Consider the following 20,389-nt stretch of genomic DNA (forward strand, 5'->3'; position numbering starts at 1 on the left):
GCGGCCTTTCGTCATCAGAACTTGACCGTCACGTCGGCCAGATAGCTGGGGCCATACTTTTCATAACGGGCGATCTGGTTCGGATCGTTGGCGAAATAGAAACGGGCCGCCTGATTGGTCAGGTTGTTGGCCTGAACACGCACAGAGATCGCCTTGGTGATCGCATAGGACACGCTGGCACCCACGATCGTTTCGCTTTCCATCCGGGTCAGGCGCGACGCGTCCCAGCCAAAGATCACGGTCTGCGGGCTGTGATGCTTGATGCCGATTCGCGCGTCCACGCCATGGCCCGAATACCACAGGTCGAACTGGCTGGTGAACTTGGCCAGACCGACGGCAGGCAGCGGATTATAGGTCGGCGTCATTTCCTTCAAGTTCGAATCCACCAACGCAACATTGGTATAGATCCCGAAATTCGACAGCGCCGGCACAAACCAGAAAGGCGTTGAAAGCGAAGCTTCGGCACCCGTGATATAGCCGCCCTTGCCATTGGCCGGACCGGTGATCAGATAGCCCAAGCCATTGATCGTGGTCGAATATTGCGTGTAACCGATGTTGCTGTCGACATTCTTGTAATAGCCCGCCAGCGCGATCACCGCATCCTTGTGGAAGTAATATTCAAGGCTGAGGTCACCCTGCGTCGCCATAAAGGGCTTGAGATTGGGATTGCCCGCGCTGCCCGTGTTTTGTGAAGGCGGATAATAGGACAGGTTCTGGCTGGCGCGCAATTCGTCGAGCGGCGGGCGGCTGAGCACCCGCGCAACGCCCGCGCGCAGCTTGAGCTTGTCCATCAGGTCAAAGTTGAGGTTCAGACTGGGCAGAACGCGGAAATAGTGGCTGGGCGCATAGACCGACTTGTAATCGGTGACATTGGCCGTGCCGTTCCACGAAGTCGTGCCCGAATAGGCGGTCGAACCCGTGGTGACATCCACCATGCGCACGCCGATATTGCCGTAATAGGGCACCGCGCCCAGATCGCCCGCCAATTCGGCCATCACATAGGCTTCGAAATCATCCTCGCGCACGCGCCAGTACTGGCCCTTGTCCTGCGTCGCATTGGCCAGATTGAGCGAGGAGATCGCATCATAATTGGCATAAAGGATGTTGGGGAAGCTGAAACCGCCGCCATTGATGTTGAAGGACGAGAAGTTCGGCGTGCCGGTCAGCGTCAGCGCTCCACCGGTCAGCGAGTTGAAGCTCTTGATGCGGTTGGAATAACGCAGGCCTGCATTCAGCGCGGTGATGACCCCGCCATGCAGCTTGTAATTGAAATCGACCGACATCGCACCCAGCGCGTCCACCAGCCTTTGCGGACCAGTCAGGCCCGTACCGGCATAGGATTGCGCCGAAGGATCGGTGACATTGGTAGCCGTCGAAATCGAAGGCGCCACGCCAGCGGCGGTGTTGAACGTCACGCTCTGGGGCCAGACGTTCCATTCCTGCGCGGCCCAGGTGTTGTTGCGGCGCGCCTGCGAATAGGACGCGTCGAACTTTACCGTCATGTCATCGGCGCGGTAACGGGCGTTGATGCCCGTCGCCAACAGGTTCTTGTCCTCGGTATATTTGGCGATCACATTGGTGACGGTGGTGCCCCAATTGTTGACCGTGGCGCCCACAATGCTGTTGCCCGCCAGCGTGAAATTGCCCGCGCTATAGGTCGAATCCGGCAAAGTGCCGCCCCAGTCGCCCCAACCGCCATACCATTGCTGGAACTGGTTTTCATTAATCTTTACATTGGAATAGAGGAAATCGGCGTTCACATCCCAGTGATCGTCAGGCTTCCACTGCAAGCCCGCGCTGGTGCTCCAACGCTCCTCGGCCAGAGCCTTGACCTCGGCCTGGGCGCCCCACGGGGCGTTGATCGACCGGCCATTATAGGTCGGCGGGCTGTTGCCCGCATCGGCATTGTTATAGCCCCAGCCCTGGAACGAGGAATAGCCGTTTTTCTGCTTCTGATACGTCCCGCCCAGCGACAGGCCCAGCGTATCGCTCAGGCGCGTCACATATTGCAGGCTGCCGCGCGAGCCGACATTGTTGTAATTGGGGATGCGGAAACCCGGATCGTTCATCTGCGCACCAGCGCGCAAAGTCAGACGCGGGCCGGAATAATCGAGCGGGCGGATCGTGCGAATATCAATCGTGGCGGCCACACCGCCCGCGATCAGATCGGCACCCTGCGATTTATAGACGGTGACGCCCGAAACCGCTTCGGAAGGATAGATTTCCCAGCGCACATTGCGGTCGGGTTCCGACGATGCCACTTCGCGCCCGTTGACCAGACCCAGCACCAGGCGGGGGCCAAGGCCGCGCACCGAAGCCTGGCTGGCATTACCACGGTCACGCGTGGCGCTGACGCCCGGCAAGCGGGCCAGAGCATCGGCAATGGTCACGTCGGGCAGAACGCCAATGTCCTTGGCCGAAATCGTCTCGGTCACCACGGACGAGGCGCGCTTGGCCGAAATGGCGTCGCGCAGCGAGGCGCGCAGGCCGGTAACGACAATGTCCGAAGCAGCCGGCGCTTCATCCGCCGCGAATGCCGGGCTTGCGCCCACAACCAATGCCAGAGCGCTCACCATGGTGGCGCCATATGTTTTGCGAATCACGAATACCCTCCCTTGCGGCTTGGCGTCAGTTTTATCAAATCTCATTTATCTGATAAATACGGTCGTACTGATACCGATGTCAAGAAGGCGCATATTTTTAACCCTGCAAAGTGCGGGGCTGTTGCGAAAATCAGACACATGCGTGGGGGTAAAGGAGGAGAACGGTTGCGCTAGAGGGCTTCAACCGCACCGCGCGGATGGCATCAAGCCTCGCTAGAGCGCACACCAACCTGCGTCACCGCAATCGGTGACGATAATCGGGGCAGTCCCATGTTCAATATGACACTGCCCCCAAAATGTTTAAGCCTTGGCGGCGGTAATGATGATTTCCACCTTATAATCCGGCGTGGCCAGACGCGATTCACCCGTCGCGCGCGCGGGCGGCGCAATATCGGCGACCCACGCATCCCACACCGCATTCATTTCGGCGAAGTCATCCATATCGGCCAACCAGATCTGCGCCATCAGCATATGCTCTTTCGAACTGCCCGCCGCGGCCAGAAGGCGTTCGATTTCGGCCAGTACCGCCTTGGTCTGCTCGGTGACGGTTTCGCCTTCCTCGCACTGACCGGCCAGATAGATGGTGTCACCGTGGATCACGGCCTGGCTCATGCGCTTGCCGGGTTCGATACGGGTAATGGTCATGGGGTGTCCTTGTTCAATAACGCGAAAGCGCAAGATCGGCGGTTTCAATCGCCGGGCGCCGCTGGCTGATGATATCGGTGATGACATGGGCCGAACCACAGGCCATCGTCCAGCCCAATGTGCCATGGCCGGTGTTCAGGAACAGATTGCCAATGCGCGTGGGGCCGATGATCGGCGTGCTGTCGGGCGTCATCGGGCGCAGACCGGACCAGAAGGTCGCCGCCGAAAAATCGCCCGCGCCGGGGAACAGCGTGCCCGCCGAATGTTCCAGCGTATCACGGCGCGCCTGCGGCAGATCGGTGCTGAAGCCGGAAATTTCCGCCATGCCGCCAATGCGGATCCGGTCGCCAAGGCGGGTAATCGCCACCTTGAAACTCTCATCCAGCAAGGTGGAAACCGGGGCCAGAGCTTCCTTGACGATAGGAACCGTCAGCGAATAGCCCTTCACCGGATAGACCGGAACATTCAGCCCCAAAGGCTTGACCAGATGCGGCGAAAAGCTGCCCATGGCCACCAGATAGGCGTCGGCGGTGACCGGGCCGTGGTCTGTGTCGACGCGGACGATCCGCCCGCCTTCCTCAACCACGCGGGCGATGGTGGTGTTGCTCATGAACTCCACGCCCGCCGCCTTTGCCATGTCGGCCAATGCGTTGGTGAACTTGAAACAATCGCCCGTTTCGTCATGCGGCAGGCGCAAGCCCCCCGCAATCGGCGCCGTAGCCGAGGCAAGGCCGGGTTCGGCCGCGATACAACCGGCCTTGTCCAGAACTTCGAAAGGCACACCATCGGCTTTGAGCACCGCCACATCCTTGGCGATGCCCTCCAACTGACTTTCCTCGCGGAACAATTGGAGCGTGCCCTGCATCCGTTCGTCATAGGAAATGCCGGTTTGCGCGCGCAATTCGATCAGGCAGTCGCGGCTGAATTCCGCCAGACGCACCATCCGACTCTTGTTGATGGCGTAATCGCGCGCGTTGCAATTACCCAGCATGGCCAGCATCCACTTGACCATCGCCATATCCGCACGTGGACGCAGGATCAGCGGTGCATGTTTCATCGCCAGCCACTTGATCGCCTTCATCGGAATGCCCGGCGCGGCCCATGGCGAGGCATAGCCCGGCGAAATCTCGCCCGCGTTGGCGAAACTGGTTTCCAGAGCGGGTCCTGCCTGGCGGTCGATCACGACAACATCATGGCCCGCCTGACGCAGATACCATGCCGAGGTAACCCCGATGACGCCGCTGCCAAGGACTGCAATTTTCATGAGGACAGGCTTTCGTTGAGAGCCGGAACGTCGACATAGGTCCGTTCATAACGGCGGCTCAGTTGGGTCAGGATTTCATAGGAAATGGTGTCGGCATCATGGGCGACATCATCAATCGTCTGATGCGGGCCGATCAGTTCGACCGGCGCACCGGGATAAAGCAGCTCGGCCGGAACATCGGTCACATCCAGCGTGATGCTGTCCATCGACACGCGGCCGATGATGGGCGCGCGATGGCCGCCAATATAGGCCGCCCCGCGATTGCTGAGCGAACGGGGCCAGCCATCGGCATAACCGACAGGAATGGTGGCGATGCGCGTTTCACGGGCCGCGTGAAAGGTCATGCCATAGCCGACCCCCGCCCCGACCGGAACGGTGCGCAATTGGGCAATCGCGGTTTCCAGCGCCACGACGGGGCGCATGGGATTCGCGCCCGCGCTGGGCGTGCCACCATATAGCGCGATACCGCCACGCACGAGGTCAAAATGGCTGCGCGGCAAAAAGCACCCGCCGCTATTGTCCAGAGCGCGGGGCAGATTGGGGAAGACTTCTGCGATAGCTTGGAAACGTGCGGCCTGCTGCACATTGGCGACATGATCGGGTTCGTCGGCACAGGCCAGATGGCTGATCAAAAAGCGCAGGTCGATATGCGCGGCGATGGCCTGGTCTGCGACAAAGGCGTCGATTTCCCACCCTTCCATGCCCATGCGCGACATGCCGGTGTCAACCTGAAGGATGGCGGACAGGCGGCGTGAAAGCGCTTTGGCTTGTGCCACCCAACGCCGAGCCTGATCGAGCGAGTTGAGGACGGGGATCGCGCCCATGGCCGCGCAATCCGCTTCCTGTCCGGGCAACAGGCCGTTCAGGACATAGACCGGAGCACGCCCGTTCAACGTCGGAATCAGCGCCTTGGCCTCGCACAGCAGCGCTACGAACAAATGCTCGCAACCCTGTGCCAACAAGACCTGCGCCACCTGCGCCGCGCCCAGCCCATAGCCGTCGGCCTTGACCACCCCGCCCACTTTGGCGGGCGCGACCTGTTGGCACAAAAGGCGGTAATTCGCCGCCAGAGCGCCCCAATCGACAGTCAGTTTCGCGCCTGCGCACATATGCGGCTCCACACCCGTTTGATAAGTGTATGCTATCGCATCATATGTCGAATTTACTGCCGATCATTCGCCGATTATGCTAACAAAATGCCAATAACGATCGATATGACGACGGATCTGGTCAATTATGTCATTCATTCTGGACAATGTCGACCGCGCCATCCTGCGCATTTTGCGCAAGGACGCGCGCAAGCCCAATTCCGAAATCGCCCAGACGGTGGGCCTGTCCGCGTCGGCATGCCTGCGTCGCATCCGATTGATGGAAAGCAATGGGGTCATTCAGGGCTATACGATCATCACCGGGCACGAAGGCGACGGCGATCAGGCGGTCGATGTCGTGGTACAGGTCACGCTGGACCGCCAGACCGAGGACTATCTGATGCGGTTTGAAAACGCGGTGCGTCAATGCCCGGAAGTGCGCGAATGTTTTCTGATGACGGGCGATGTCGATTATTGGTTGCGCATCCGCACCGAAAATGTGGCCGCCTATGAAGCGATCCATGGCGAGGTACTCTCGCGCCTGCCCGGTGTCCGGCGCATCAGTTCCAGCTTTTCCATGCGCGACGCCATGCGCCCTCGCCGGTCAAAGTCGGGCAGAAGGTAGGGCGCGCAAGGTCATCGCGCGTCCATCCCTATACCACGCGCGCCATGCGCACCGCCACGGCCCAGATTGCCAGACCGCCCAGCGCCAGCCCCGCCCCGACAAATCCCGTCGAGGCCCAGCCATAGCCCGCCGCAATCGCCATGCCGCCCATCCATGGGCCAAGCGCGTTGGCGGTATTGAAGGCCGAATGGTTGAGCGCGGCGGCCAGCGTCTGCGCATCGCCCGCCACGTCCATCAGGCGCGTTTGCAGCACAGACCCCAGCGATCCGCCAATCCCGATGGCAAAAACCACCAGCGCGATGGACCACACATGCCCCACCGCAAAGGGATAGATCGCAAGCCAAATCGCGCTCCACACCAACAGGCCACCGGCCGTCGGCATCAAGGCGCGGTCGGCAAAACGCGGCGCGATCAGATTGCCCAACGTCATGCCCACACCAAAAATCGCGAAAACCACCGGAATGGCCGCATGCGATGCATGGGTCACCTCGATCAGGGTCGAGGCGACATAGGTGTAAACGCAAAACATGCCGCCAAAGCCGATCGCGCCAATCGCCAGCGTGATCCAAACCTGTCCGCGCCTCAAGGCGCCCAACTCACGCAGAGGACTGGCGCCGGCAGCAGGGCGATCACGCGGGGCGAATTGCGCCACCATCGCCGCACAGAGCAGCGCCAGCACCGCCACCACGCCAAAACCCCAGCGCCAATTGACCGATTGGCCCAGAATGCTGGCCGTGGGCACACCGATAATTGTCGCCACGGTCAGGCCGAGCATGACATAACCCACCGCCTGCGTCCGTTTTTCCGGGGGCACCAGCGATGCCGCCATCAACGAGGCAACCCCGAAATAGGCCCCATGCGGCAGACCCGAAAGAAAACGGAATACCAACATCCAGTGATAGTCCGGCGCCAAAGCGCTGAGCCCGTTGAACAGGCCGAACAGGCCCATCAAAATCAACAGCAAAGTCCGCCGCGCCAGACCCGCGCCCAGCACCGCCAGCAAGGGCGCACCCACCACCACGCCCAGCGCATAGGCGCTGATGACATGGCCGGCGGTGGGCGCATCGACATGCAATCCATCGGCCATATAGGGCAGCAGGCTCATCGTCGCGAATTCGGTCGTACCGATCGCAAAACCACCCATCGCCAGCGCCAGATGCACCAGAGAGACGGGCGTTGCGCCCGACACATCCTCTGCGCGGGCAAGCGAAAGGGTGGCGGGGTCCAGCGCGGGTGCGCTCATGAAGGGATGCCTTTCGAGAAGTGGGGGACGCTTACCGCAACGCGGTAAAGGCAAGGCCCATTGATAGGCCGATTTTCATCATTTGTCAGGCCCCAAAATGCTGCATCGCAGCATTTGCAGTCCTATGCATGACGCCCAGCGTGTATCCGCAATCCCCTCCACCACGGTATCATCGCGGCCCGACGCCCCTTTCGCACAAACGAGGCCGCATCAAATGACGTGATCTACTGAAACCCAATATCGAAGTGGGGCACCTTTTCCGATTCCATGGCGGCGGAAAACAAAAAGCCCTGCACGTAATCGCATTTCAATTCGCGCAGGACATTCTCCTGCTCGACCGTTTCAACCCCTTCGGCAATGGCTGTCTTGCCCAATTGATGGGACAAACGGATGATCCCTTCCACCACCGCGCGGTCAGCGGCATTGTCAACGATGGAACGGATGAAGCTCTTATCAATCTTGACAAAATCGACCGGCAGGTCGAGCAGATGGCGCAGCGAGGCAAAACCGGTTCCGAAATCGTCAAAAGCAATGCCGACACCACAATTGTGCAGCGTTTCGATGGCATCGCGCACATTATTGCCGCGATGTCCGATCACGATGCGTTCGGTGATTTCGACGCAAATTTCCCCTGCATCAACAACGCCACATCGCATGGCCTGAACGATCCGATCAACATAGGTGGAGTTGTGAAAGTCACCAATCGATGAATTGATCGCCACCGAATAGTGCCTGTTCTGCAAACTCTTCCAGTGATTGAGATCACGCAACACCATCTCCAGCACCTGCGCATCAGCGGCGGCGGCCAGCGCGTGATCATCAAGCGCATCGGCAAAATCGGCTGGCCCCAACAGGCCGCGATCGGGATGCTGCCATCGCAACAGGGCCTCGTATTTCACCACCTGGCGCGTGGCCATTGCCACAACGGGTTGATAGAAAACGCGCAGTTCCCCACGCTCGATCGCCTTGGAAAATTGCGACAGCAATTCCACCCGCCGGTCAATGTCGGCCCGCATGTCGGAACAGAAATATTTGGCCTTGCCGCGCCCCGTTTCCTTGGCGGCATAAAGGGCAATGTCGGCATGACGCAGCAATTCAGCCGCCGTACTGCCCTCCTCGGCAATGCGCGCCACGCCCAGCGAGACCGAGACCTTGCGATGATCGCCCTCCAGCCAGACAGGCGTGGCAAGCGCTTCGTATAGCCGGGCAATGCGGGCCTCTTTATCCGCAACCGTCGGGCAATCACGAAAGATCAGCGCGAATTCATCGCCGCCCAGCCGCGCAATCACATCGTCAGGCAACATGGCCCGGCGCAAGCGACGCGCAATTTCAACCAGCAGATCATCACCGGCGGCATGGCCAAGGCTGTCATTGATATCCTTGAAATGGTCGACATCCATCAAACCGACCACAATATCATTGGCCCGCGCCGCGGTACTGAACTGGTTGAGGCTGCGCATGAAACTGAGCCGGTTGGGCAGGCCGGTCAGCGAGTCGACATTGGCCAGTTGCCACAGTTTATCTTCGGCATCCTTTTGCAAGGTGATGTCGAAACGAATGGCGGTGAACCGATCAATCTGCCCATTCCCATCGCGATGGGGTACGATGGTTGTATCGACCCAGTAAAGCTTGCCCGACTTTGCCCGATTACAAATCTCTCCATGCCACACCCGGCCGGCGTGGATGGCGCGATAAAGATCCTGGAAAAATTGGCGGTCATGCACCCCGGAACGCAGAAGACGGTGATTGGCGCCCAGCAACTCGTCCTTGCTATATCCACTTAATTCGCAAAATTTGTCATTAACCGAAATGATCCGGCCGGTGGGATCAGTAACTGCGACAATCGCCGCTTGATCAAGGGCTTCCTGATAGACGGATATCCAATCCGACGGTAAAGGAGAGGACGCATCATTTGCGCCCTGCTGATCCAGAAATACCGACGCATTGATAGGCTTCATGATGCAAATCCATATTGGTCAATGTGACCGTAATGGAATTTGGTTTTTCTCTGGTGCTTGACTACATCTGTTTTGACGCCGATCCATTGAGAAGGATTTCTTCACCATATAGAAAAGGGCAAGCTGTTCAGACGGCCTACCTAAATCCACTTACGCCATTTGAACCACAGATAGGGGATGAGCGTCGTCACCAGACACAGGGCCAAGGCCATCGGATAACCCCACGCCCATGACAATTCGGGCATGTTGTGAAAATTCATGCCGTAAATCCCGACAACCAGAACCGGCGGTATCCCCACAACCGAGGCCACGGTCAAAACCTTGACCACATCATTTTGCTCGATGCTGATCAAACTGTTGGCCGCATCCTGCAGAAACTGGGTTCGGGTGGTCAGACTGGTTTCAAATTCATCGAGCGAGGCGATGTCATGGACCACCGATTGCAGGCGGTTAAGCAGCGCATCATCGAGATGATCCTTGCATCGATCGGTCATAAAGGATGCCATGCGGCCAATGCTCAGGAACATGTAGCGCACACGCGACGCCCGGTCATAGGCCCGGCCCAGCTTGATGATTGAGTGGCGCAGAATGGCAGTTTCGCGGCTGACGCCCCGCGCGTCCAAATCCGTATAGAATATCGTGCGCGACACCGAGGCGATTATGTCCGATACATATTCCAATTGATCGGCGGCGCGGTCCACCAATTCCTCCAGCACGCGGACCAGCACTCCGGCAGGGGTCGGCTCCGGGTGGGATTTCAACGCTTCGGCCACGGTGTCGAAGGCGTTGATATGCGCGAAATGCGTGGTGACCAGAACATCGCGGGTCAGGATGAAACCGGCCGGCGCCATCGTCCATCGCTCGCCATCGGAACGGACCATCAAGGGCGCGCTCATATTTAACATATGGTCTTCGACGCGCAATCGGCTCGAACTCTCGATCTCTTGCAAAGCCTCCAGAGTAGGCACGTGAAGCCCATATTGGTCATGGATTTCGCGGCATTCGGCGGCATCTGGTTCGCAAAGATCGATCCAGACACCGCCAACACCTTCGACCGCTTCGCTCATGACTGTTTTCATCGTGGGCCTTCACTTTGGCATTGCGTTGAAAAGACAACGTTCCAAGTGCCGCAAGGCTCCACGCGTCGCAACAATCATGTCGTGATCATCGGATCATTCAGAAGCGGAAACTGATCCAGCCGGCAAAGAAATCGGAACTTTTGTAGCCCGCATTGTTGAGCGCGGGCCCGGCGTGCAGATGTTCATAGCGCCCCGTCACCGAAACATGGGGCGAAACGGTCAAGACGGCCTGAGCGCGGGCGGTTTCCGCGATCTTGCGCCCGGCCACATTTTGCGTACCGGAAAAGGCGGTCCCATTGGCGCGATAGACCGCGTCATTCAAAGTTTCACGCCAAGAAAATTGATATTCCAGCGACACGCGTATGTTGGACGCTGGCTCGAAACTGACATTGGGTGCGATGGCGATCAGATTGGTCGGCGTCGCATAGAGTTGATAGCTGTAATAGATATTGTTGCCAAAAGGCGCGAGCGCATTACGCAACTTGCCCGTGCCATAGGCCCCGCCGCCGGTGGCATAGTCGGCGTGAAAACCCACGCGCGGCGCGGTGCGATCCTTGCCCAGCCGATAGGATTGGGCCATCAACACCTGAAGCGCGGAAATCTCGCGGTTATTGTACTGCCCGCCCTGAAAATTGACCGTCCAGTCCAGATTGACCGGCCCGGCATCGCCCCACAGGTGGATGCCGTAAAACTCGCGCACTTCATGGGCCGTTGTCGTGCCCCAAACCGCCGCCGTATTGCGCAAGCGCCAATAGAAAGGATCGAGATAGAGCTTTGATCCGCCCAACCAGTCATTGGGAACGCGCAAGCCCCCCGAAATGCCCGAAAAGCGGCGCGTATCCTTGTTCAGATCATCGCCCGTGCCTTGCTGTGCGGGGCGCGTAGGGGTGAAATCAAAGGCGTCGATCCGCATATGGCGCGCCTTTGCCCAGACACGAAAACCGTTATAGGACAAAAAGATCGTGTTATTGTCGCGCGGTACCAGCAACAGGTTCGGCCCGTCGGCATAGGTCTGGCGGCCATAGCGCACGCCCAGTTTCACCCCGGCGACCTTGGCCGTCGCATCGACAAAGGATTGCTGAACAATCGCGGTATTATCGAGATAGCCCGAAGGCGTGCCGATGTTCCGCCCCGAAATCCCCGCATGGGCCAATTCGGCATAGGCCCGGAAATGCGTCCCCACATGCAGGTCGGCCCCGCCCACGATGCGGGCAATATCCTGTCGCTGGGCCTGCGTGTTTTTCAGATCCGGGTTGGTCGTTTCATTCATCCGCAGCCGCATTTCGCCCGACAGCGAGACATAGATGTCACCCGCCGCATCGACCGGAATGAATTTGAGATTGTCGATATATGTCTTGCGCTTGGCCGGATCGCGCAGTTTGCTCCAGTCCTCGACCCAGCGCGATTGGTTATAGCCTGCGCTGGTCACGCCATCGCCTGCGCCATCGGCGGGATAGGCTTCGGACAAAGGCGCAGCCAAAGCCTGACTGGTGCGATTGGGCGGGCCAATGACCTGCGCACCGGCGGGAACGGCCATCAACAGGCCGAGCGAAAGGGCAGCGCCGCCGCCAAGGCGTCGCGAAAAGCTGTTCATGACGGTGGGACTCTCCGATGGGTGGGGACGGTCGATGCCGCCCCCTTATGTTCTGTTATTCTGCGGCCTGAGGAGCTTGCGTGGCGGCGAATTCAACGCCGGAGTTTTCCACACCGCCATTAAGAGCGAGCGCCAGTTGTTGCTGATCCAGCTTGCCTTCCCATCGCGACACGACCACCGTTGCGACAGCATTGCCGATAAAATTGGTCAGGCTGCGGCATTCCGACATGAAACGGTCAATGCCCAAAATCAGCGCCATGCCCGCCACCGGCACCGACGGCACGATGGACAAAGTGGCCGCCAGCGTGATGAAGCCCGCCCCCGTCACGCCCGCTGCGCCCTTGGACGAGAGCATGGCCACCGCCAGCAGCGACAATTGCTGTCCCAGCGTCAGGTCCACATTGCACGCCTGCGCAATGAACAGCGCGGCCAGCGTCATGTAGATATTGGTGCCGTCCAGATTGAACGAATAACCCGTGGGAACCACAAGGCCGACGATCGACTTGGGGCAACCGGCCCGCTCCATCTTTTCGATCAGGCTGGGCAACGCGCTTTCGGACGACGATGTGCCCAGAACGAGCAGCAACTCATCCTTGAGATAGGCCACCAGTTTGAAAATCGAAAAGCCCGCAGCCCAGCCCACAAGGCCCAGCACCACGATCACGAAGAGAGCAGAGGTGAGGTAAAACGTCGCCACCAAGCCCGCCAGATGCACCAGCGCGCCCGTGCCATATTTGCCGATGGTAAAGGCCATGGCCCCGAACGCCCCGAAAGGCGCCGCGCGCATGACAATCGCCACCACCTTGAAAATGGCCAGCGATACTTCTTCCAACGCCGCCATCAAACGCTCGGTTCGATCACCCAACAGTGCAAGGCCAATGCCGAACAGGATCGCCACGAACAGCGTTTGCAGGATGCTGCCTTCAGTCAGCGCGCCGACGAAAGTGTCGGGGATGATTGCCACCAGAAAGCCCGTCACCGTGGTTTCGTGGGCCTTTTCCGCGTAATCTGCCACCTTGCTGCTATCCAGCGTGGATGGATCAATGTTCAGCCCGGTGCCCGGATGGACCACATTGGCCACGATCAGACCGACAAACAACGCCAGCGTCGAAAAGGTCAGGAAATAGGCAAATGCCTTGCCCGCCACTCGCCCCACAGAGGCCAGATCGCGCATGCCCGCAATGCCCGTCGCAATGGTCAGGAAAATGACCGGCGCAATGATCATCTTGACCAGTTTGATGAAAGCATCGCCAATCGGCTTCATCGCTTCGCCCAGATGCGGATAGAAATGTCCGAGCGAAACGCCCGCCGCAATCGCGATCAACACTTGGACATAAAGATGTTTGTACCAGGGGCGGCGCAAGTCGGCAGACGGCGCGGCGGCACGTGCAAGGGCAAAATGGTCCATGGTTGTGGCTTTCAGTCCTTTCCAGCGGGCCGTGGCGAACCTTCTTTGGGTCCGTGGCCTTGGGGAAAGGATATTACCGGCGGGCCTGCGCAAGAATTGATCGGGATGAAGTGGTTATTATTGATAAATATCAATATTTTGATTGCACAGCCCCCAAAAATTTGGGCAAGTTTTAGCACTCACCAAAATCTCAAAAGTGTCAATATTGGCACATCGCGTGCAAGCGGCTAAAAGCCTCGATATGTGGCCCACGAATCATCTCTTGCGCCTGCGTTGGGCCATGGCCAGCCTGCTGGCAGCGCTGCTGATCGCGGCCCTCGCCTATGTCGTGACAGAGCGCCGTGGAATGGCGCAGGAAATGGCCACCGCCCGCACCGATCTGGCCATGCGACAGGCGCTGATCACCAGCGAGATCGCCCGGTTTCGCCTGTTGCCCATCGCGCTGGCCGATGACCGCGATGTGACCTCGGCGTTGGCCGGTAATCTGGGCGCGCGCGATGCGCTCAATCGCAAGCTGGAGGCGTTGGTCACGGCCACCGGCGCGCCAATCATCTATGTCATCGGCCAAGACGGCAAAGCCATCGCCGCCAGCAATTGGCGATCACCGCAGAGTTTTGTCGGCGCCGATTACAGCGCTCGCCGCTATTTCCGCGATGCGTTAAAAATGGGTGGGGCCAGCCATTTTGCGATGGGAACGGTCAGCCATCGCCCCGGCCTCTATATCGCTCAGCGCACCGCACAGGGCGGGGTCGTGGCGATCAAGCTGGAATTCGACCGGATCGAAGCGGCTTGGGCCAAGGGGGATGGCGCCACATTCGTTACCGAAAAAAACGGTATTGTGCTGGTTTCCAGCCGTCCGGAATGGCGTTTTTTCCTGACACGCCCGGTTTCAAAGACCGTTCAAGCCAACTTTGACAATGAAGCGATGCTTTCCCCCCTGCCTCCCCGATTTGTGCCGATCAGCCTTGATGGGACTCGCACGACATGGCTCGGCAACCCCATCGTCATGCTCCGCGCGCCGCTTGCACAGGCGGGATGGTCGATCACCCTGATGCGCCCTGTGGGCCGGGCAATCCTGTTCGCGTGGATCGCCGCCATCATCACAGCGGCGCTCGTGCTGGGCATGGCCATCATCGGATGGATGTGGATGGAACGCGGCCGCGAAAGGGCCGCCCGAACCGAGGAACTGGAACAAGCCGTGGCCGACCGCACCGCCGATCTGCGCCGTGAAATGGACGAACGCGCCGCGCTTGAGGCCCGCGCTGCCGACCTGCGCGAAGGGCTGCGTCAGGCCAACCGGCTGGCCGCGCTGGGCCAGATAACCGCCAGCGTTGCCCATGAAACCGCACAACCAGTGGCCGCGATCCGCACCTATGCCGAAACCAGCCGCATATTGCTGGAACGAGGTGACAATCAAACCTTGGCAAAGAATCTGAGCGCGATTGCCCGACTTGCCGACCGTATCGGGACGGTGACATCGGAATTGCGCGGATTTTCGCGGCGAGGCGCCCCCGACTTGCAACCCGCCCCCGTCAGCGAGGTGATCGAGGGCGCGTTGTTGATCCTGAAGGAACAGTTGAAAGGCATCGCCATCACCCAACCCTTTGCCGATTACAAGGTCGAAGGAGGCAAGGTCCGGTTGGAACAGGTTCTGGTCAATCTGCTGCAAAATGCGGCGCAGGCGTTGCGGGATAATCCTATGCCCGCGATTACGCTCCACCTGTCGGTCGATGATGACACCGTTACATTGGCGGTTTGCGACAATGGGCCGGGCATCGCTGATGACGTGAAGCAACGCCTCTTTACCCCCTTTGTCACCAGCCGCCCCAATGGTCTGGGGCTGGGCCTTGTCATTTCGCAGGACATCATGACCGACGCCGGAGGTGCATTGCGTTTTGTCGAAAGGCCCGAAGGAGCCTGCTTTGAAATGACCATGAGAGCCGCGCGATGACATCCTCCCTGCCCACGGTCGCGCTGGTCGATGACGATGATGATCTGCGGGCGGCGACGGCCCAGTTGCTCGGTCTTGCCGGATATCGCGTGCTGGGCTTTGCCGACGGGTTTGGCGCGGCGCAGGCCATTGGCGAGGATTTCGATGGTATCGTCATTTCCGACGTCCGCATGCCGCATATGTCAGGGGTGGAACTGTTCCATCTGTTACAGCAACGCGACCGCGATCTGCCCGTTCTGTTGATATCGGGCCATGCCGATGTGCAGATGGCGGTCGATGCGCTGAAGGCCGGCGCGTGGGATTTCATCGAAAAGCCCTTTGCCCCCGACGCCCTGTTGGCTGCCGCCAGTCGAGCGACCAAGGCGCGCAAATTGGCGCTGGAAAACCGGGCGCTGCGCCGCGCGGTTTCGGGCGCGGGCGATCAGGCATTCCTTGGCGAAACGCCGATGATCCAACGCCTGCGCGCCATGATCCCGGTGTTAAGCCAGAGCGACATCGACCTTGTCATCGAGGGCCAGACCGGCACCGGCAAGGAACTGTTTGCGCGCTGTGTCCACCGATCCAGCGCCCGCGCCAAACACCGCTTTGTCACCGTTGATTGCGCGCTTATCCCCGCCGCCATTGTTGAACGGGAAATGTTTGCCCGTGGCGGGATCGTGGCCTCCAGCCATCGCGGCACGCTTTTCCTCGACAATCTGGATCAGGCGAGCGGCGACCTGCAAAGGCGATTGGCGCAATTTGCCGAAAAGCGCGCCATTGCGCTGGACATGCGCGACCCGGAACCCATCGACACGCGCATCATTGCCAGCATGGCCGAAGGCGGGCGCGATGCCGTGACGGACGCGCTCTATCACCGCATCGCGGGCGTGCCTCTGCGCATCCCGCCATTGAGCGAGAGGCGGGCCGATATCCGCCTGCTCTTCACCCATTTTCTGCAAAAGGCGGCGGAGCGTTTGGGGCGCCCCGCGCCGATGATCGATGACAGCATCTTTCATCTCGACGCAAGGCCGTGGCCGGGAAACCTGCGCGAGCTGGAAAATTATGCCGAACGCTATTGCCTGGGGCTGGAAACCCATGACCATCGCGTCGGCGCCAGCACACAGCCCACCCTGCCCGAACGGCTGGATGCTTTTGAAAGCGCGGCCATTCTTCAGGCTGTGCAGGAAGCCAAGGGCGAGATGGCGCGCGCTATCGGACTGCTCGGCATCCCGCGCAAGACATTCTATTACCGGGCCAAACGCCTTGGGCTGGACCTGCGATCCATGCGCGCCGACATCAGTGACGACGGCTGAGGCCGATCACAGATCCAGCGTCAGGGTCATCTTGCCCGTCCGCGACGCACCGGCATAAAGCGTGGTGCCCCCTGTTGCCCAATAGCGCTTGTCGGTCAGGTTTTCGACCGATGCGCGAAGGGTAAGGCGATGTTTGCCCGGCATGGACCAGCTATGGCCAAAACCAGCACTATAGGTCGTGTACCCCTGCAGCAGCGCCAGATTGAGCGCGTCGGCATAGCGGTCCCCGGTGTAATAGGCCCCGGCATTCACCGACCAGCCGTTCAGGAACGCAGGTGCATATTGCACAAAGGCCGAACCGGACCAGCGCGCGCTGTTCACCACGCGCTTGCCGTCCTGCGCGGCGGAACCGGTGTTGCGCTGCGTGGCGTCCAGATACTGGCCGCTGATCGATACTTCAACGCCGGGCAGGATCTTGCCCGTCACCGCGGCCTCGAACCCCTGATGCACCGCCCGCCCGTTCAGGACATAGGTATTGGTCGTGTCGGTATAGGCCAAAACCCGCTGAATGCGGAACGCCGCCAGAGAGGCCTGCATCCCATGCGCCTCAAACCGCAGGCCGCCTTCGAACTGGCGGCTGACGGCGGGGTCCATCACCTGCCCCGCATTGGTGGCGGTATCGGGGGCGGTACCGGCGCTTTCCAGCCCTTCGATATAGGAGGCATAGAGGCTGATCGGCTTTGCCGGGCGCAGCATCAGGCCAAAGCTGGGCGTGACAGTGCGGACGGTATAGGTGCTGCTGGCGCTGGTGATGCGATAGTCGACGGCGCGCAAACCGCCGATGACTTGCAACGGCCCCATATGAATTGTGTCCATCACATAGGCGCCCGTATCATAATTGACCCCGCCAGCATTGATCGTTGTCGTCGACAGGGTCAGCGCCGATTGCGGGATCACCACCGGATTATAGAGGTTCTGGGCCACCGTCGCATAGCGCATTTGCAACTGATCCCGACTGTACATTTGGGTGCGCGCAACCCCCAGCAGGATTTCGTGGCGCAGCGGGCCGGTCATGAAATCCCCCGCCAATTCGGCGCGGCCATAACGGTTTTCCCAGAACTGTCCCGGCGTATAGGTGATCGCATCGCGCCCCGCGCCCGTGGTCAGATTGACGCTTCCCAGGGTTGAGATCATGCGGTTGCGATGGGCCTCTGAAACGCCGCCCTCGACGCGGGCCGACCATTTGTCCGAGATCGCATAGTCGGCACGCAGCGCGGCATTCATGCCCCAAGTCGTGAACACCGCATTTTCCGGCGCAAACCGCAAAGACGGATCGGGAACCGCCGGCAAGGTGATTTTGCCGGAAACGGCGGTGGGCAAGGTGATGCCGCCCGGTTCCTGACCGCTGCGATGATAATATTCGACGTCCGCCTTGATGGTCAGGCGATCATCGACCTGCCAGTCGAAAGCGCCTGAAATCAACTGCCGATGGCCCGACACACCATTGGTGGTCGATTGAAGGTCGGCGCCATAACCATTGATGCGCAGGCCAAAGCGATCATCGGCCCCGAACCGGCGGCCCACATCGAACCCGCCGCCAAAACCGCCTTCGGTATCGGCGGTGGAATAGAGCGACGTCACAGGCTGAGAACCGGCGCGTTTCGTCACCAGATTGAGAATGCCCGATGGCATGGCAAAACCGTAATACAGCGCCGAAACGCCCTTCAGCAATTCGACGCGCTGCTTATTTTCCGCCGGCATCGGCGCGTAATTGATGATCGGCAGGCCGCCATTCAGACGGTAATTGCTGTCCGCCCGGATCTGAACCCCGCGCACGTTGAATGTGTTGGTGTTAAAGGGACTTGTGGTCTGCTGGGTGATGCCCGGCGTGTTCCGCAGCGCCGCCTCCAGCCCCTGTACATTTTGCGCGTCCATCAGGCTGCGCGTAATGACCGAAATGGTGGCGGGCGTATCGATCCACGCCCGGTTGCGAAAAGCACCGACCTGAACCACCTCGGCCACCATGGTTTCACGGCGGCCTTTGACCAGAATATCCTCATCCAACGGCTTTTCCGTCGCAGGCGCATCGTCGGCATGGGCTATTGTCGGCGTGGCAAGCATCGCCGCCATCAGGACGCTGGCGGAAATCGAGTAGAGGGCGGCAGGCAGGGGCAATTATTGTCCTTTCGGAACATTGAGCATTGGGGCGATCCGATATCCCGCTAGTGCTATTGCGAGAGATTTGCAATTGCATTCTCGCCGCCATTCTTTATGGCCGCCTTCATGGTCAAACCTTTCCTTATGCAATTTCACCGCTGGCTGGGCGTCACTCTCGGGCTCATCCTTGGTATCGTGGCGATCACCGGCGCGATTATGAGTTTTGAAGACGAGATCGCCCGCGCCATCGACGGCGCGCTATTCGCGCCTGGCGCCCCACCCGCGCCCGACCTGTCCCCGGACCAAATGGTCGTGCGCGTAGAGGCCGCCCACCCCGGCCTTCATGTTGACCGCATCGTATGGCCCACCGACCGAACGCAATCGGTGGAAATCCGCCTCGCCCCGGCGGGAAAGGGCGCGAGGATTGAAGGACAGGTTGACCGGGCAACCGGGCAATGGCTGGGTTTACCCTCAACCCATGAATTTTTCGCCACGGTGCGGCGATTGCACCGCTGGCTGCTGCTGCCCGGCAATGGCGATGGGATCGGGCGCAGCATCACCGGGATTGCGGCGATCGGCCTGGTCATTCTGGCGCTGACCGGCCTCTATCTGCGCTGGCCCTATCACGCGCGGCGCTGGCGCGAATGGCTGGTGGTGGATTGGCAACGCAAAAAGCGGCTGTTCTGGCGCAGCCTGCATGTGGTCACGGCCACAGGGGCAATCCCATTCTGGCTGCTGTCGGCGGCGACGGGCCTGTGGTGGTCCTATCCCTCCTATCGCGCCATCGCGACGCAGGTTTTGACCGGGAAACCCGCCAAGCCGGAAGATAAAGCCGAGAAAGCCATGGATCTGTCTGCCCGCCCATCACTTGATCCGGTGTGGCAGGCAATCTGGCGGGATAAGAGCGGCGCCTATCAAAGCCTGCGTTTTGCCATGCCGGCGGGGAATGCGAAAAAGCTGGTGATTGAGGCCTTGCCCCGCGATGCGGGTCATGCGCGCGCGCTGGACCGTTTCACCTATGATCTTACCACGGTGCGGGAAATCAAGGCCGACCTCTATGCCAAGCGTTCAATGGGCGTTGCAATCAGCCAATCCATGCTGGAATTGCACCGCGGGGCAATGATGGGCCTGGCGGGACGGTTGGCCATTCTGGCTTCGACGCTGATTTTGGCGCTGGCGGCGGTGTCGGGCCTTGTCATGTTTGCCTATCGCCAATTCAAATTGGGCCGCAGACCACGCGAAGGTAAAGTCACGCCCCAAAATGAACGTTGAGCTTTTCACCCCATCGCGACCAGCATTACGTCAAACGGATGCGTCGTCGCGATCAGGCTGATTACCGGCCTTTGCGCTGATCTGAGAATTACGGCGGCTGCCCTCGATCTTGGCGATGCGATCGGCCAGTGCCTGCCAAGCCCGTGCCGAATGCAGGTGTTGTTCGCGAACATTGGAAAGGACGCTAGCCTCGGCGTCACGCAGGCTTTGTTCGGCGCATGCCTGATAAAAAGCGCTGGTATTGGCCATGGCGGTCCTGTTCCAATGGGA

15 protein-coding genes are annotated in these 20,389 nt (G+C 60.0%); 4 read left to right on the forward strand and 11 right to left on the reverse strand.

Going from position 1 to position 20,389, the window contains the following annotated elements; genetic code table 11:
- Positions 1–14: 14 nt before the first annotated feature.
- The 4 genes from ACZ9HU_RS18730 to alr all read right to left on the reverse strand — a co-directional run bounded on the left by ACZ9HU_RS18730 (position 15) and on the right by alr (position 5,621).
- On the reverse strand, positions 15–2,603 hold the full coding sequence (locus ACZ9HU_RS18730) for a TonB-dependent receptor (RefSeq protein ID WP_476107213.1): 2,589 nt from the start codon (positions 2,601–2,603) through the stop codon (positions 15–17).
- A 300-nt stretch (positions 2,604–2,903) separates the two neighbouring features.
- Positions 2,904–3,248 (reverse strand): RidA family protein, encoded by a 345-nt coding sequence (locus tag ACZ9HU_RS18735; protein WP_476107214.1) that lies wholly within the window; start codon positions 3,246–3,248, stop codon positions 2,904–2,906.
- Positions 3,249–3,261: 13 nt separating this feature from the next.
- Positions 3,262–4,512, reverse strand: coding sequence for a D-amino acid dehydrogenase (locus ACZ9HU_RS18740; protein ID WP_476107215.1), 1,251 nt, complete (start codon positions 4,510–4,512; stop codon positions 3,262–3,264).
- Positions 4,509–5,621 (reverse strand): alanine racemase, encoded by a 1,113-nt coding sequence (gene alr / locus ACZ9HU_RS18745; protein ID WP_476107217.1) that lies wholly within the window; start codon positions 5,619–5,621, stop codon positions 4,509–4,511. Before alr ends, ACZ9HU_RS18740 begins: the two co-directional genes overlap by 4 nt.
- A gap of 127 nt (positions 5,622–5,748) precedes the next feature.
- Between alr and ACZ9HU_RS18750 the strand changes: the two genes are divergently transcribed.
- Positions 5,749–6,225, forward strand: coding sequence for an Lrp/AsnC family transcriptional regulator (locus tag ACZ9HU_RS18750; RefSeq protein WP_476107219.1), 477 nt, complete (start codon positions 5,749–5,751; stop codon positions 6,223–6,225).
- A 28-nt stretch (positions 6,226–6,253) separates the two neighbouring features.
- On the opposite strand, the gene ACZ9HU_RS18755 is transcribed toward ACZ9HU_RS18750, so the two are convergent.
- The 5 genes from ACZ9HU_RS18755 to ACZ9HU_RS18775 all read right to left on the reverse strand — a co-directional run bounded on the left by ACZ9HU_RS18755 (position 6,254) and on the right by ACZ9HU_RS18775 (position 13,507).
- A complete protein-coding gene (locus tag ACZ9HU_RS18755; RefSeq protein ID WP_476107273.1) occupies positions 6,254–7,369 on the reverse strand; it encodes an MFS transporter in 1,116 nt (371 codons plus the stop codon).
- A gap of 323 nt (positions 7,370–7,692) precedes the next feature.
- Positions 7,693–9,426 (reverse strand): putative bifunctional diguanylate cyclase/phosphodiesterase, encoded by a 1,734-nt coding sequence (locus tag ACZ9HU_RS18760; RefSeq protein WP_476107222.1) that lies wholly within the window; start codon positions 9,424–9,426, stop codon positions 7,693–7,695.
- 140 nt (positions 9,427–9,566) lie between these two features.
- On the reverse strand, positions 9,567–10,505 hold the full coding sequence (locus tag ACZ9HU_RS18765; protein WP_476107225.1) for a magnesium transporter CorA family protein: 939 nt from the start codon (positions 10,503–10,505) through the stop codon (positions 9,567–9,569).
- Positions 10,506–10,602: 97 nt separating this feature from the next.
- A complete protein-coding gene (locus tag ACZ9HU_RS18770) occupies positions 10,603–12,099 on the reverse strand; it encodes an alginate export family protein (RefSeq protein WP_476107226.1) in 1,497 nt (498 codons plus the stop codon).
- A 55-nt stretch (positions 12,100–12,154) separates the two neighbouring features.
- Positions 12,155–13,507 carry a dicarboxylate/amino acid:cation symporter gene (locus ACZ9HU_RS18775; protein WP_476107229.1) on the reverse strand — a complete coding sequence of 451 codons (1,353 nt, stop codon included), beginning with the start codon at positions 13,505–13,507 and terminating at the stop codon, positions 12,155–12,157.
- A 241-nt stretch (positions 13,508–13,748) separates the two neighbouring features.
- Between ACZ9HU_RS18775 and ACZ9HU_RS18780 the strand changes: the two genes are divergently transcribed.
- Both ACZ9HU_RS18780 and ACZ9HU_RS18785 read left to right on the forward strand, forming a co-directional pair.
- Positions 13,749–15,458 (forward strand): sensor histidine kinase, encoded by a 1,710-nt coding sequence (locus ACZ9HU_RS18780; RefSeq protein ID WP_476107230.1) that lies wholly within the window; start codon positions 13,749–13,751, stop codon positions 15,456–15,458.
- Complete coding sequence (locus ACZ9HU_RS18785; protein ID WP_476107231.1) at positions 15,455–16,750, forward strand: sigma-54-dependent transcriptional regulator; 1,296 nt, start codon at positions 15,455–15,457, stop codon at positions 16,748–16,750. Before ACZ9HU_RS18780 ends, ACZ9HU_RS18785 begins: the two co-directional genes overlap by 4 nt.
- Before the next feature lie 6 nt (positions 16,751–16,756).
- On the opposite strand, the gene ACZ9HU_RS18790 is transcribed toward ACZ9HU_RS18785, so the two are convergent.
- Entirely contained in the window at positions 16,757–18,865 is a 2,109-nt protein-coding gene (locus tag ACZ9HU_RS18790) for a TonB-dependent receptor (RefSeq protein ID WP_476107232.1), read from the reverse strand.
- A 108-nt stretch (positions 18,866–18,973) separates the two neighbouring features.
- On the opposite strand from ACZ9HU_RS18790, the gene ACZ9HU_RS18795 reads away from it, so the two are divergent.
- Complete coding sequence (locus ACZ9HU_RS18795; protein ID WP_476107233.1) at positions 18,974–20,119, forward strand: PepSY-associated TM helix domain-containing protein; 1,146 nt, start codon at positions 18,974–18,976, stop codon at positions 20,117–20,119.
- Positions 20,120–20,149: 30 nt separating this feature from the next.
- Here ACZ9HU_RS18795 and ACZ9HU_RS18800 read toward each other — a convergent pair whose 3' ends face one another.
- Positions 20,150–20,368 (reverse strand): hypothetical protein, encoded by a 219-nt coding sequence (locus ACZ9HU_RS18800; RefSeq protein WP_476107235.1) that lies wholly within the window; start codon positions 20,366–20,368, stop codon positions 20,150–20,152.
- Between the last annotated feature and the right edge of the window lie 21 nt (positions 20,369–20,389).

It is taken from the genome of Novosphingobium sp. Sphag1I, from assembly GCF_056279125.1.

Coding starts and splice junctions, on each gene's coding strand:
- ACZ9HU_RS18735 (WP_476107214.1), bottom strand. CDS start 3,248: ATGACCATTACCCGTATCGAACCCGGCAAGCGCATGAGCCAGGCCGTG.
- ACZ9HU_RS18740 (WP_476107215.1), bottom strand. CDS start 4,512: ATGAAAATTGCAGTCCTTGGCAGCGGCGTCATCGGGGTTACCTCGGCA.
- alr (WP_476107217.1), bottom strand. CDS start 5,621: ATGTGCGCAGGCGCGAAACTGACTGTCGATTGGGGCGCTCTGGCGGCG.
- ACZ9HU_RS18750 (WP_476107219.1), top strand. CDS start 5,749: ATGTCATTCATTCTGGACAATGTCGACCGCGCCATCCTGCGCATTTTG.
- ACZ9HU_RS18755 (WP_476107273.1), bottom strand. CDS start 7,369: ATGGGTGGTTTTGCGATCGGTACGACCGAATTCGCGACGATGAGCCTG.
- ACZ9HU_RS18760 (WP_476107222.1), bottom strand. CDS start 9,426: ATGAAGCCTATCAATGCGTCGGTATTTCTGGATCAGCAGGGCGCAAAT.
- ACZ9HU_RS18765 (WP_476107225.1), bottom strand. CDS start 10,505: ATGAAAACAGTCATGAGCGAAGCGGTCGAAGGTGTTGGCGGTGTCTGG.
- ACZ9HU_RS18770 (WP_476107226.1), bottom strand. CDS start 12,099: ATGAACAGCTTTTCGCGACGCCTTGGCGGCGGCGCTGCCCTTTCGCTC.
- ACZ9HU_RS18775 (WP_476107229.1), bottom strand. CDS start 13,507: ATGGACCATTTTGCCCTTGCACGTGCCGCCGCGCCGTCTGCCGACTTG.
- ACZ9HU_RS18780 (WP_476107230.1), top strand. CDS start 13,749: ATGTGGCCCACGAATCATCTCTTGCGCCTGCGTTGGGCCATGGCCAGC.
- ACZ9HU_RS18785 (WP_476107231.1), top strand. CDS start 15,455: ATGACATCCTCCCTGCCCACGGTCGCGCTGGTCGATGACGATGATGAT.
- ACZ9HU_RS18795 (WP_476107233.1), top strand. CDS start 18,974: ATGGTCAAACCTTTCCTTATGCAATTTCACCGCTGGCTGGGCGTCACT.
- ACZ9HU_RS18800 (WP_476107235.1), bottom strand. CDS start 20,368: ATGGCCAATACCAGCGCTTTTTATCAGGCATGCGCCGAACAAAGCCTG.